Source organism: Shimia gijangensis (assembly GCF_900142085.1).
Taxonomy (GTDB): Bacteria; Pseudomonadota; Alphaproteobacteria; order Rhodobacterales; family Rhodobacteraceae; genus Shimia; species Shimia gijangensis.
Genome location: NZ_FQZQ01000027.1, coordinates 20,547 through 33,521 on the forward strand (window position 1 = coordinate 20,547; position 12,975 = coordinate 33,521).

The following is a 12,975-nucleotide window of genomic DNA, read 5'->3' on the forward strand; positions in this document are numbered from 1 at the left end:
AACCGGAGAGTGCCATGACGCGCGACCCCCGCTATGACATCTTGTTCCAACCGATGAAAATCGGCCCCGTGATCACTCCGAACCGCTTTTATCAGGTGCCGCACTGCACCGGAATGGGCTGGCAGCGCCCCCGCACTCTGGCCCATATGCGTGGGGTCAAAGCCGAAGGGGGCTGGGGGGTGGTCAATACCGAATACTGCTCAATCCATCCCAGTTCTGACGACACGCCAAATCCTTGCGCATCACTTTGGAACGACAGCGATATTCGCGCGCACAGGCTTATGACAGACAAGGTCCACGCGCACGGAAGCCTTGCCGGGGCCGAGCTATGGTATGGCGGTATTCGCACCGCCAATCTCACGACGCGAGAAGTGGGGATTGATCTGGGCAGCTATCCCAACTCTGCCGGCCACCCCTTTCAAACGCGTGCCATGGACAAAACCGATATCCGCATGTTCCGTGACTGGCATCGCAAGGCGGCACTTCGCGCCAAAGAGGCCGAGTTTGATGTCGTCTATGTCTATGCCACCCACGGTTACATGATTTCGAATTTCCTCAGTCCGACCCTGAACACACGCGGCGATGAATATGGCGGATCTCTGGAAAACCGAGTGCGCTTTGTGCGCGAGTTGATCGAAGACACCAAGGAAGCTGTTGGGGATCGCTGTGCCGTGGCTGTGCGGTTTTCGGCCGACGAGGAAATTGGCAAAGATGGCACGCCAATCTTTGGCGATCGCCGCGAAATGTTCGAGATGCTGGCAAACACGCCGGACCTCTGGGACATCAACATTGCCGATTACTCGCTAGAGATGGGAGTATCGCGCTATGTCAAAGAGGCGCCTTTGGAACCCTATATGGACTGGGTGAAATCCGTCACGGACAAACCAGTTGTCACTGTTGGGCGCTTTACCTCACCTGACACGATGGCCAGCCAAATCAAACGCGGCGTCACCGACTTTATCGGCGCAGCACGCCCGTCGATTGCCGACCCGTTCCTGCCCAACAAGATTAAGAACGGTCAGGTGGATTCGATCCGCGAATGCATCGGCTGCAACATGTGCTATGCGGGCGACAGCCTCGCGGCGCCCATTCGCTGCACGCAGAATCCGACGATGGGAGAAGAGTGGCGCAAAGGCTGGCACCCGGAAAAAATCGAACCAAAGCACGCGGATGAAAAGGTTCTGATCGTAGGCTCGGGACCCGCTGGTCTCGAGGCAGCACGCGCCCTTGGCCATCGCGGATATGAGGTGATGTTAGCCGAAGCTGGGCGCGAATTGGGTGGGCGCGTGACACGCGAATCTGCCCTTATCGGCATGAGCGAATACGCGCGTGTCCGGAACTACCGACAGCAAGACATGGCTGAAATGGCCAACGTCGATGTGTTCTTGGAAAGCCCCCTAGGTGTCGAAGACGTCATGGCGGTCGAAGCGGATCACGTTGTCGTCGCCACTGGCGCCAAGTGGAACAAGACCCGGTTTGACTGGACGACCTATCGCTCGGTTGCGCCCGAAGGCAGCGACATCAATATCTTTACGCCCGACGATATTATGGATGGCACCCTGCCAACCAAAGGTCCGGTTCTGATTTATGACGAAGACAGCTACTACATGGGCGGCGTGATTGCCGAGACACTGACCAAGGCCGGGCTCGACGTCATCATCGCAACTCCCGCAGACAAGGTGTCTGCCTGGACCGAGCAGACCTCGGAACGTTGGCGCATTCATACGAGCCTGATGAAGCTGGGTGTCGGCATTGAACTGAGCCATGGGTTGGACAGCTACGACGGCGCCACCGCCACGCTGGTCTGCGAATACAGTGGCAACAGCAAAAAAATCAGAGCCGCCTCACTGGTGATGGTCACGCAACGCACACCCAATGATGCGCTTTACCAGGATCTATTGGCCAGCGTTGATGGCAACATTGACGCGCTGCCCTTTAGCCTAGGCAAGATCGGCGATTGTGACGCCCCTGCGGTTGTGGCGGCGGCAACCTATGCCGGGCACCGCTATGCGCGAGAGCTGGGCGCACCTTATGACGTCGACCAAATGCGCCACGATAGGGTGGATGTTGGCGAAACATCAGACGCTCCAAAGGTGAAGAAACCATCCACCAGGTATCTGGAAACGCTGTGTAAATACTACGAGGAAGAAGTCGAAGGCGAGGCCTATTTCCACGCCATTGCCGAGCGTCTGAAAGATCCTGAGAACCGGCGCAAGATGACCGTCATTGCCGAAGTTGAGGCCTTTGCGGCCCAATCCGTGCGCCCGTTGATCGAAAAATACGGCCTCTCCCCGCGCGACCATAAAGACCTTTTGAAATCTGGGAGGGACGAAGCCGCTAGGGCTTCGGCCAGCTGGGCCGATCAGATTGCCGAAATGACCCGAAGCTTTCCCGGCTATGTCGATGATTTTCTCGCGTTAGAACAGATGGCCCCGCCTGAAGATCTGCCGCGCCTCAAACTTCTGACAGAACATGAGGTGGCCGCCATCGCGTTTCTCAACCGCGAAAATGCCGGGTTGCCGGCCAGCGAGAAGCCCATGCTCACGTATCTTGGCAGAATCTCATGACTCCTTTGGGTCGATATCTCGCCATCGCAGGTGTTTGTACGATTGTCGTGGTGATGGGATTTCGTTTTCTCGCTAAGGACGACGCACCGCTTGCGCTCCAACAGGTGGAGGACGAAACATGTGACAGTTGTACAGCTCGCCACAAAGGCATGATGAAAGCAGCCCAGAAAAAAGTAAGTGAAGAGGCATTGTCAGATTAAACCTGTGAGGCTGCCTCTCTCATTCCAATCCAATTGCGGATTGGGTAAAACTCGATATTTGGTCAGCTTTCGCAAAACAGCAGCAGTTGAAACCAGCCCGAAATTCGCTCGAAAATTGTAGCGGTGACTTCAGACTAATTTGAACTCGTCTCCACTAGGCCAGTAGAGCTGTCGTTTATGCCGTGCAGAGACCGCACCATTCGACAAGAGCGGCGGTGCGATTCAGTTTGAAATAGCATCTTTTCGAAAGGCTGCGTTCCTGATTGAAGGGGTTGAAACCAGAAGCATGAACGGAAACAAATTTCTGCAAACTTCGCCTCTTACGGAAGCGCTGCATGCCCTCTCTCGCCGTCGAAAATGGAAGTGTGAGTTTTCAGCGCGATTGTTTTCCCAACGCCTAGCTTCCTGTTAGCAGGTGTTGCCAACGACCTTCATCGCGGCCCTATAAGATCGTAGCTTGTCGGTCACGATGGTTTCCGGTCGCCGATACTGTTTCATTACCTTTTCTCAAGAATTTTAGGGCAGCGGTGCGATTACGACGTCTTTTGGCGTAGCCTTCCAGCACCTCGCCTTCGTGACCGACCGCACGCCAAAGGTAATGCTGGACACCATAGATTTTTCAAAAACTTCATCCAGGTGTCATTGCCAGTTCGAGTAACATCGCATTCGACTGGCCCGTTTTCTGTAAATTTCGGTCGCGAACAGTGGGCCAAAACTGTTCCATCAGAAACGGATGGTTTCGTGGCTCACGTCGATACCTCTTTCGGGTGCTGTCAGACAGCACGGTGTTCCAATATGATACAGTCTGATGTCCTATGAAGTTTATATTAAGGTTATATAGTTAAAAGAATAATCGTTCCTATGCCTTCCCTTCCAGACCGATGCAACCTACCTTCTAAAGGTGGATAATCAGGTGGGTATAATGAGAGCCAGAAACAAACTTACAGCGTTGCAGATCCGGCATCTTGAGTCGGGCAAATACAATGACGGAGGTGGACTCTGGCTGCAGAAAAGACCCGATGGTGGTGGGCAGTGGTTTCTTAGGATCACTGTACATGGGCGTCGCCGCGAAATGGGTCTCGGTGGGTTGCAGGATGTCAGCCTTGCAGAAGCACGAGAAGAAGCAGATCGCTGGCGATCTGTTGTCCGCGCCAATAAAGACCCCATCAAGGAACGCGCCCGCATTCGCCGGGAAGCTGAGCGCGAAGACCACACTCTGGCAAGCATCACTGATCAGGCGTTCCGTGCAAGGAAGGCAGATTTAAAGGGCGATGGCAAAGCCGGGCGCTGGTTATCGCCACTGAACATGCATGTGCTACCCAAGCTTGGCCGGGTTCCGATCGAGATGATCGACCAACAGGATATCAGGAATACACTTATCCCGATCTGGCACGACAAGGTTCACACGGCTCGCAAGGCCATGAACCGCCTAGACATCGTGATACGCTATGCGGCCGCGATGGGATTAGATGTGGATATCCAAGCCGTAGAGAAAGCCAAGGCGCTCTTGGGCAGGCAAAGGCATGTCACGCGAAACATCCCTGCCGTACACTGGAGAAACGTACCGACTTTCTACACCTCCCTGTCGGAACCCTCCGTTGGCAACCTTGCCTTGCGTCTTCTGATCCTGACGGCCGCCAGAACAAGCGAGATACGGTTCTGCCACGAGAGTGAAATACAGGATGACGTCTGGGTCATACCGGCAGATCGGATGAAAGCAGGTAAGGAACACCGGATTCCCCTGCCCTGTCAGGCCCTGGAGTTGTTGGACGCTGCGGGAACATGGCAACGTAACGGCTTCTTCTTCTGGAACCGGCGTTCGGTGATCTCAGACGCAGCCATGTCCAGCATCATGAAGCGCCGGGAGATGGAGGAACGCCCACATGGGTTTCGCTCAAGTTTCCGCACTTGGTGTGCCGAAGCGACCGACACACCACGTGAGGTCGCTGAAATTGCCTTAGCCCATTCCGTTGGCGGCAAAGTTGAACAAGCTTATCGCAGGACCGACTACCTCGATCAGCGTCGAGACTTGATGCAGAGTTGGGCAGACCATGTGACGGGAGGTGCCTGACGTGGCACACAAGGGACCAACGCCTAGAATTTTCCCGTATACCGGCACAGCTTGTTTCTTGGAGAACCACGCTGTGATCTTAGATAAGGAGAACTGGTGGGCGCGGCTAGGTTTAATCGCCACCCCGGAAGACAAGGCAGAAATCGCACAGGTAATATCTAACTTTCACGCGGCCCAAAACGATAGGCAGGGAGTTTCGCTCCATGAGATGGAACGAAAGGTGAAACGTGAAATTTCGGCCGAAAAGCAAGGGGATGAACCAAGTGATCCCGACGTAATTCGCCAGATGGTTTTGCAAAACATTCCCACATTGAAGGACTTTCAAGACCTCATTCGAAAAGAACGCAAGTTGATTAATGCTGAGCAGCCGGGTGAACTTACTGTAAGAGGAGAGGAACCAACTTTCGCATACATCAGAAAGGTTCTTGCCGTTCTTAATCGAAATGGTTTGGAGGTTGATAAGTCAAATCGTTGGGATGAAAACTCTGAGCCAACAGAGCAAGAGCTCTTTTTTCAAAGATTCTTTTTCCCTAGGCATGGTACTTCCGTGGAAGACCGAAAAGTCATCCACCACGCTCTAAAAAAAGCTGAAAAGTAGTGTCTTAGCGCTCGCAAAAGGATTCCGTCAGTATCGGTTTTATAAAGACCGGATCGAAGAAGGAATCTCTCATGCCACTTGAACTAATGAAAGACCGTGAAGTCGCCGCAATGTTGAGTATCGCGGTTTCCACAGTGTGGGATTATGCCAGCAATGGTGTGATCCCGAAGCCCCTGAAAATAGGTGGTTCGACCCGTTGGGTTCGGGACGAGATCGAAATTGTGCTGCAGGAGCACATCGACACCTTGCGTAACGTACAATGACCTATCCGACACAAGCGCAGTACGTGCTGCACAACCAGAACAAAGAACCGTGTGATGCGTCAGGTAAGCTGGTTGACCCGCATCAACCGAGCGCATGGATGACACACAAGGAAGCGGACGCAATTGCTGCGACCACAGGATTCGGGGTTGGTTTTGTCATCACCGAAAACGATCCATATTTTATCGTCGACATCGATGGTTGCCGTGATCCGATCACGGGCACACCAAACGAACTCGCAAAGAAATGGTCGGGTATTTTGCCCGGTGCCGCTGTGGAAATCTCACGATCCGGCACAGGATATCACTTTTGGGGATGCTGCGAGGCGGGTCTAAGCGAGCACTATTACAATCGTAAGAACGGCATCGAGTTCTATCAAGGCAAACGATACGTTGCGCTCGGATCGCAGATGCAGGGTGAAATTGGTATAGATTGGTCCGCACAGTTGAGGGCCAACTTAACACCTCGCCCAGAGACGTCCACATTGCCCGAGGAAGGACCTGTGCCGGAATATACTGGACCGTCAGACGATGAGACACTGTTGCGCATGGCGATGGACGCCAAAGGGTCAGCAGCGGTCGCGTTCGGCAACAAGGCTCGGTTCAAAGACCTATGGAACGCCAACGCAGATGCACTTGCACGGTTTTTCCGACCGAGGGTGACGACGCGTTTGATCGATCCGGTGCAGATTCAGCATTGCTGACACACCTCGCATTCTGGACAGGCAAGGATCGAGCACGCATGGAACGCTTGTGGCTACAATCACCACTCGCCACAACGCGTCCAGATCAGAAGAAACTGAACCGTGCTGACTATCGTGCGGCGAGTGTGACGGGTGCGGCGAGTGTCGGTGATGCGGTTTACAGTAAGCCACCGCTCGCCGTACCACCGGGTGCCGCGCCTGTGACACCACCCGGCGTCGTACCGGGTGCGACGATTGACGGTGAGGTTCTCGATGCTGGTTCGGGCGGGTATCTGACGATTTACGATCAGGATCAGCACTTCGAAGGGTGTGTGTACGTCAGAGAGGATCACAAGATTATGACACCGGACGGTTCGCTCTTACCGCCTGATAAATTCAAAGTCGAATACGGTGGCCACGAGTTTCAGATGCAAGCCGATGGTGCCCGGCCAACCAAAGACGCTTGGGAAGCGTTTACCCAGAACAGGTGCAAGAGGTTCCCAATGGCGAAATACAAATGTTTCACACCAGATCGACCCTTTGGTGAGATACGTGACGATGCAGTAAACACGTTCCGCGCGCCCGAGTGGGAACCGACCGAAGGCGATGTCACACCGTTCCTGACTTTGGTTGAGAAAATGCTGCCGGATCCAACAGACCGATCAATCTTTTTGACATGGTGTGCCGCAATGGTTCAAAACCCCGGTCAGAAGTTTCAGTGGGCGCTCGTGCTACAGGGTGCAGAAGGTAATGGTAAGACATTCCTCTTGCGGTGCATGGCGTATGCTGTTGGATCACACATGTCGCACTTCCCTAATCCGGAAGACATGAACGAAAAGTACAACACGTACCTTGAGGGAAACCTGCTGATTGGTGTTGAGGAAATTCAAATGTCCGGGCACCGGGAACAACTGGATCGCCTCAAGAAATACATCACCAATGACCGTGTGGAAATCCGCGGAATGCGCACGGACAAACGTATGGGTGACAACCTGACCAATTGGATATTCTGCACCAACCACAAGGACGCTGTGATTAAGACCAAGGATGACCGCCGATATGCGATTTTCTTTACCGCACAACAAAATGCAACTGATCTTTTCCGGGATGGTATGGACGGTCGGTTTTTTGCAGACCTCTGGGATTGGGCCCGCGATGGTGGGTTTGCGATTGTGGCGACGTATCTGCACCAGATGCCGCTTGACGAACGTTTCAATCCTCTGGGTGACTGTACGCGAGCTCCGAATACGACGACAACACATGAAGCGATACACTCTTCTTTTGGACCTTGGGAACAAGAACTCTTGGAAGCGATTGACCAGGAGTTTTCGGGCTTCAGGGGTGGTTGGTTAAATAGTGCTAAGGCCAAGGAGTTGTTAGAGCGACAGGGCTACCGAAAAATTTCACAGAATAGACTCAGCGAAGCAATTAGGAACATTGGATTTGAAAAGTGCAAAGCGTACAAACATGGCCGCTCACCCAGACCTGTTCACGCAGACAAAACGCGGCCGCGTTTGTTTTGTCGCCCAGAGCACAATCGTGCCAACTACAATGTCGACCAGTATGTGGCCACAAATGAGGACCTTCCTCCTGGAACTCAAGTCACGTGACTGGTCACGCAACCGGCGAGGCGTCGATGATTGATGAGAGGTTTGGGACAAGTCGCCACCAGCTGACTTCCAGATCGCGTAAGAATTACTAGAACGACAACAACGAGGATTCCTACATCACAGTTCCCACATCGGAAGACGCCCGAGGGAGGGCGTGGAACACGGCGCCGATTTTGTAGCGACAGAGCAGACTATCAATCTGATCGCGGTTTCAACCTTGCCGATCCACACCCAGCCAACCCCATCATGAGCCAGTGAGCTCGAAGAGAACCAAGGCAACCTCAGACGTAAAACCGCCCACACAGTGAGAAAGAATATTGATAGATTAGAGAACACAATCGGCCCAATGCCGACTTTCGAACAGCTTGCAGCTAACGTCTGCTCTGAGCCGAATCTACCGATGCTGCAGCTGGTTCGAATGGGCGTGATGAGCACAGAACGGACGTCCCCGGGTTTGATCACTCCTCCTGCCGACTCTTGAGAAGAGGCAATTATACACACGCATAAGCCACCTATGGATTTACATCTAAGAAGCTTTCGTTGGAACGAAGGTCGCTAAATTCGAGCCTGGCTTCATCTCTCCACCTGTAAACAACTGTACATGATTCAAAATTCTTTTCAGTTCTTTGCTCATAGACCTGTCGGTACAACTCTTCGCTACAAACAAGGCGAATTTTGGCTTGGATCGTTTCTCTGCCCCTGTTTCGCCGATGACAAGGAGGAAAGAAATGTTCAAGATATCAGCGGGTCTCGGGTGTGTATTTGCTGCGGCAATCACCGCTTCGGCGGCCCAGGCAAACGAATGCGGTGAAGTATCACTGATGCAGGCCGATTGGGGGTCAGCGCAAATTGTGACCGCGGTCTCGAAGTTTCTGATGGAGCAAGGCTATGGTTGCGAAGTGACCACGGTTCCGCTCTCGAGCAACCCTGCGCTGGCATCCGTTTCCGAGACAGGAGAGCCCGATATTCTGACTGAAATCTGGACAAACGGCGCGCCGGCTTACCAAGGGCTGGTTGACTCAGGTGCAATCATTCCTGTGACCGAAGTTCTGTCAGATGGCGGTGTCGAAGGGTTCTTTGTTCCGAACTACCTTGTGGAGGAGCATCCGGAACTGGCAACAATTGAAGGCATCGCAGCCAACCCCGAACTCGTCGGAAATCGCTTTCACAATTGCCCCGAGGGATGGACCTGTCTGAATGTCAGCACCAACCTGATGAAGGCAGGCGGGCTGATTGATGCAGGCATTGAAAACTTCGTGCATGGATCAGGCGAAACCCTTGCGGCTTCGATCGCTGCCGCCTACGAAAACAAAGAGCCGTGGTTCGGCTTTTATTGGGCACCGACATCGGTACTGGGCAAATACCCGATGACCCTGGTCGATATGGGCCCCCATGACCCTGAAAAGCACGCCTGCAACATCACAGCGGAATGCGCGACGCCAGAAATGAGCGCCTTCCCCCGCAGTGAAGTCGTTACAGTTCTGTCGAAAGAATTCATGGCCGAAAACGCAGCAGTGTCTGACCTGATGACAAATCTGTCCTTCACCAACGCACAGATGGGCGAAACGCTGGCATGGGTCGAGGACAACAATGCCTCCTACGATGAAGGTGCTGTGCACTTTCTGACGACCTACAAGGATGTCTGGGGGGCGTGGCTTAACGATGCTGCGCGCGACAAACTTTCCGCATTGCTGCAGTAAACTGCACGGACAGGGGCATCCTCAGCGATGCCCCTAACGCACTGAAGTAGATCGGAAAGTGGGATAAATGGCCTTCTATGACAAGTTATTCAGCGCATTGGGTTTGAGCGAATGGTGTGGCACGTCAGACGATAAAGCGCCTCTTTCGCTGGCGGACCTTGCGGCGCAAGCAGGAGGAGAAGAGGCCTCTGGACCGCTCATGCCAATTCCCTCGTTTGATAATCTGCATGAAAGCTGCAACCGCATATGGCAGTCGCGCGATGTAACCAACGGGATCGAAGAAGGGTTTCTGGCAGCCAAACCGGTCCTGAAAACTGTTCTGGACCCGATCACACAACCACTGAGCTGGATGTTGGATGGCGCACTTTGGCTGTTTGAAGCGATGCCGTGGTTCATCATGGTCCCGCTTCTGGTGGCGATTTCCTGGTACGCCTCGCGTTCGCGCCCTGTGACGATCTTTGTCGCCGTCTCGATTATGCTGCTGGCTGTCGTAGACCACTACGATGTGGCGATGCAGACTCTGTCGATCATCTTTGTATGTACGACGATATCGGTGCTGTTCGGTGTGCCCATTGGCATTGCCATGTCGAAATCCGACCGATTGCAAAAAAGCGTGGTTCCGTTACTCGACCTGCTGCAGACCCTGCCGACCTTCGTGTACCTGATCCCTCTAATCTTCTTGTTCTCGGTCACGGAATCGAAACTTTATGGGATCGCGATCATCCTTTACGCGATCGTCCCGGTGATCCGCCTGACCGATCTGGGCATCCGCCTTGTAGATCAGGACGTGATCGAAGCGGCCAATGCCTTTGGCATGAATGACCGCCAGAAACTGATGCGAGTACAATTGCCGCTGGCGCTGCCGAACATCATGGCCGGGATCAACCAGACCATCATGATGAGCCTTGCCATGGTCGTGATCGCCTCTCTTGTTTCGGCCCCTGGCCTTGGCGTGAACGTGTTGCGCGGTATCCGAAACCTTGAACTGGGTGTGGGCATCGTCGCTGGCATCGGCATTGTTCTGCTGGCCGTGATCCTTGACCGCGTGTCCAAGGCAGCTCTCACACGGGTCGATAAGACCCAAGTCAAACATTAAGGAGCCGGTTCAATGACACAACCAATGGTCCGCCTGTCCGGGCTCTATAAAATATTTGGCGCCCGCGACAAGGACGTGTTGCAGCATGTCAAAGGAGGCATGGGTAAGGAAGAATTGCTGGCGCAGCACGGGCACGTGTTGGGGCTCAACAATATCAACGTCGATATGCAGGCGGGGGAAATCACAGTGGTCATGGGCCTGTCCGGCTCTGGGAAATCTACTCTGATCCGCCACCTGAACCGGTTGATCGAACCCACTGCGGGCGAGATCATCGTGCAGGGTGAGGACGTGATGCAACTGTCCGAGGACGGGTTGCGCCATGCTCGACAGGAAAAGATGTCGATGGTGTTCCAGAAGTTCGCGTTATTGCCGCACAAGACCGTGCTGAAGAATGCAGGCATGCCCTTGTCGGTGCGTGGCGAAGACGAGGCCACCTGCGACCGCGAAGCCGCGAAATGGCTGGATCGCGTCGGTCTGAGCGGGTTCGAGAACCATTATCCGGCGCAGCTGTCTGGTGGGATGCAACAGCGTGTGGGCATTGCTCGGGCACTGAGTGCAAACACACCGATCATGCTGATGGACGAGGCTTTCTCGGCACTTGACCCGCTGATCCGGACCGACATGCAGGACCTGCTGCTCGAGCTGCAAAAAGAGCTGCACAAGACCATCATCTTCATCACGCATGACCTTGATGAGGCGCTGAAGCTGGCCGATCACCTTGTGATCTTGAAGGATGGTTTTGTTGTACAACAGGGCGAGCCGCAGCATATTCTGTTGAACCCTAACGATCCCTACATCGAAGACTTCGTGAGCGACATCAACCGCGCACGGGTTCTGCGGGTGCGCTCGGTTATGACCCCACTTGGGGATGACAAAGTGCCCGCGGATGCCCATGGCGAAGTGGACGTGAACGACACGCTCGAAAGCATGATCGCGCGGTCCGGCGGGGATACGTCACACGCCTATGTTGTCAAGGATGGGGAGCAGACGGTCGGCACACTGGACATGACCGAACTGGTTCGCGCTCTCGTCCCTCGTGTTGCCTCCGAAGCAGGTGCGCGTCAGTCCTGACGCGCGCTGACGGCAGAGCTGTAATTCAACAGATCAGGCCCGGAAGAACCGCATGGCTGGGTCGGCCTCGATCTGTTCGAACAGCCAGTCGATAAATGTATCGAGCTTGGGGTTGGGTGCACGCTCTTTTTGCGTCGCCAGATACCAGCGGCCTGGCTCTGGCACCGAAATGTCGAACGGTCTGACCAAGCGCCCCCTTTCAAGATCACGCGTGCAAAACGGTGCCCTTGAGATGCTCATTCCGTTGTTGTTCAAAACGGCTTCGCGGACAAGCGGGTAATTGTCGAAAACAGAGCCAAATTTCATCGTTTCGCGATCTAAGCCCGCCGCATCCAACCAGCAGTCCCAGTCATCCGGCTCATTCCATGTGTTTGGGACACTCAGCAACAGGTAATTTTTTAGCTCTTCCAGCGGCATTCCACCGCTTGCGGTTTTCAAGGCCTCCGGAGCACATACTGGGTAGATATCGGTTTCGAACAACGGGCTATAGTCAAACCGTTTGTCAAATGGTGGTGCATTGAACACGCCCACATCGAACCGGTGCATGTCATAATCACCGTCTTCAAAGGTAGAGACTATGCGCACGCGTGTGTCTGGATTATCCTGAAGAAATTCAGCCAATCTGGGCTGTAACCACATTGTATTGAAACTTGCGTAGGACTGGACAAGCAACACGTCCGGTTCCTCAGGTGTCTGGATGCGCCGAGTGGCTTTGATGATTCCCTGAATGTGTTCGCGTACTGGTGGGTAATACTGCTCGCCAGCCGGTGTTAGCTCGACCGAACGGCTTGTGCGTTCCAGTAGTTTAACGCCGATTGTTGTTTCTAATGCTTTGACCTGGTGGCTGACTGCCGCATGGGTCACACAAATCTCGTCAGCGGCCTTTCGGAAACTCTTGTGACGCGCCACCGCCTCAAAAGCGCGCAGTGAAACCAGCGTGGGCATGTGAGTGGTCATTGCTGCATCTCCTCGATGAAATCAATTCTGCTTACCCTCAAGCAGAGTTATCCGACGACGGGCGCGAATATAGCAGGGTATAGATACTCTTTTTCATAACCTGTCAGGGGGTAGCACGCAATTCGCGGTGCGATGTGATCGGTTAGAATTTCTTGATGAAAG

Annotated in this window: 11 protein-coding genes and 1 pseudogene; 10 read left to right on the plus strand and 2 right to left on the minus strand. The window is 53.9% G+C overall.

Features of this window, described 5'->3' with window-relative positions:
- Positions 1 to 14: 14 nt before the first annotated feature.
- Together BUC32_RS17710 and BUC32_RS17715 are read left to right on the plus strand one after the other, a co-directional pair.
- Positions 15 to 2,567: an oxidoreductase gene (locus tag BUC32_RS17710; RefSeq protein ID WP_083599390.1), complete on the plus strand. Its 2,553-nt coding sequence runs from the start codon at positions 15 to 17 to the stop codon at positions 2,565 to 2,567.
- A complete protein-coding gene (locus tag BUC32_RS17715; protein ID WP_073256151.1) occupies positions 2,564 to 2,767 on the plus strand; it encodes a hypothetical protein in 204 nt (67 codons plus the stop codon). The genes BUC32_RS17710 and BUC32_RS17715 overlap by 4 nt, the downstream gene beginning before the upstream one ends.
- A gap of 175 nt (positions 2,768 to 2,942) precedes the next feature.
- Here BUC32_RS17715 and BUC32_RS17720 read toward each other — a convergent pair.
- Positions 2,943 to 3,532 (minus strand): annotated as a pseudogene (locus tag BUC32_RS17720) (IS6 family transposase); the annotation flags it as partial.
- A gap of 157 nt (positions 3,533 to 3,689) precedes the next feature.
- Between BUC32_RS17720 and BUC32_RS17725 the strand changes: the two are divergent.
- From BUC32_RS17725 to BUC32_RS17760, 8 genes are all read left to right on the plus strand, one after another.
- Positions 3,690 to 4,838, plus strand: a complete 1,149-nt coding sequence (locus BUC32_RS17725) for a tyrosine-type recombinase/integrase (protein ID WP_073256154.1) — start codon at positions 3,690 to 3,692, stop codon at positions 4,836 to 4,838.
- 73 nt (positions 4,839 to 4,911) lie between these two features.
- Complete coding sequence (locus BUC32_RS17730; RefSeq protein WP_139280776.1) at positions 4,912 to 5,436, plus strand: hypothetical protein; 525 nt, start codon at positions 4,912 to 4,914, stop codon at positions 5,434 to 5,436.
- A 71-nt stretch (positions 5,437 to 5,507) separates the two neighbouring features.
- On the plus strand, positions 5,508 to 5,699 hold the full coding sequence (locus tag BUC32_RS17735; RefSeq protein WP_073256160.1) for a helix-turn-helix transcriptional regulator: 192 nt from the start codon (positions 5,508 to 5,510) through the stop codon (positions 5,697 to 5,699).
- Positions 5,696 to 6,400, plus strand: a complete 705-nt coding sequence (locus tag BUC32_RS17740) for a hypothetical protein (RefSeq protein ID WP_073256163.1) — start codon at positions 5,696 to 5,698, stop codon at positions 6,398 to 6,400. The genes BUC32_RS17735 and BUC32_RS17740 overlap by 4 nt, the downstream gene beginning before the upstream one ends.
- A complete protein-coding gene (locus BUC32_RS17745) occupies positions 6,310 to 7,989 on the plus strand; it encodes a primase-helicase family protein (protein WP_139280777.1) in 1,680 nt (559 codons plus the stop codon). The genes BUC32_RS17740 and BUC32_RS17745 overlap by 91 nt, the downstream gene beginning before the upstream one ends.
- Before the next feature lie 728 nt (positions 7,990 to 8,717).
- Complete coding sequence (locus BUC32_RS17750) at positions 8,718 to 9,689, plus strand: ABC transporter substrate-binding protein (RefSeq protein WP_058274113.1); 972 nt, start codon at positions 8,718 to 8,720, stop codon at positions 9,687 to 9,689.
- A 67-nt stretch (positions 9,690 to 9,756) separates the two neighbouring features.
- Positions 9,757 to 10,785 carry an ABC transporter permease gene (locus BUC32_RS17755; RefSeq protein WP_073256169.1) on the plus strand — a complete coding sequence of 343 codons (1,029 nt, stop codon included), beginning with the start codon at positions 9,757 to 9,759 and terminating at the stop codon, positions 10,783 to 10,785.
- Between the two features lie 12 nt (positions 10,786 to 10,797).
- Positions 10,798 to 11,856: a quaternary amine ABC transporter ATP-binding protein gene (locus BUC32_RS17760; RefSeq protein ID WP_073256172.1), complete on the plus strand. Its 1,059-nt coding sequence runs from the start codon at positions 10,798 to 10,800 to the stop codon at positions 11,854 to 11,856.
- A 33-nt stretch (positions 11,857 to 11,889) separates the two neighbouring features.
- Here the strand turns inward: BUC32_RS17760 and BUC32_RS17765 are convergent, their stop codons facing one another.
- Positions 11,890 to 12,813: a LysR substrate-binding domain-containing protein gene (locus BUC32_RS17765; protein WP_073256175.1), complete on the minus strand. Its 924-nt coding sequence runs from the start codon at positions 12,811 to 12,813 to the stop codon at positions 11,890 to 11,892.
- Between the last annotated feature and the right edge of the window lie 162 nt (positions 12,814 to 12,975).

Bases quoted from the DNA above. Each gene is read 5' to 3' on its own strand.
- BUC32_RS17735 (WP_073256160.1), top strand. From the start codon at position 5,508: ATGCCACTTGAACTAATGAAAGACCGTGAAGTCGCCGCAATGTTGAGT.
- BUC32_RS17715 (WP_073256151.1), top strand. From the start codon at position 2,564: ATGACTCCTTTGGGTCGATATCTCGCCATCGCAGGTGTTTGTACGATT.
- BUC32_RS17760 (WP_073256172.1), top strand. From the start codon at position 10,798: ATGACACAACCAATGGTCCGCCTGTCCGGGCTCTATAAAATATTTGGC.
- BUC32_RS17750 (WP_058274113.1), top strand. From the start codon at position 8,718: ATGTTCAAGATATCAGCGGGTCTCGGGTGTGTATTTGCTGCGGCAATC.
- BUC32_RS17755 (WP_073256169.1), top strand. From the start codon at position 9,757: ATGGCCTTCTATGACAAGTTATTCAGCGCATTGGGTTTGAGCGAATGG.
- BUC32_RS17745 (WP_139280777.1), top strand. From the start codon at position 6,310: ATGGAACGCCAACGCAGATGCACTTGCACGGTTTTTCCGACCGAGGGT.
- BUC32_RS17725 (WP_073256154.1), top strand. From the start codon at position 3,690: ATGAGAGCCAGAAACAAACTTACAGCGTTGCAGATCCGGCATCTTGAG.
- BUC32_RS17765 (WP_073256175.1), bottom strand. From the start codon at position 12,813: ATGACCACTCACATGCCCACGCTGGTTTCACTGCGCGCTTTTGAGGCG.
- BUC32_RS17740 (WP_073256163.1), top strand. From the start codon at position 5,696: ATGACCTATCCGACACAAGCGCAGTACGTGCTGCACAACCAGAACAAA.
- BUC32_RS17710 (WP_083599390.1), top strand. From the start codon at position 15: ATGACGCGCGACCCCCGCTATGACATCTTGTTCCAACCGATGAAAATC.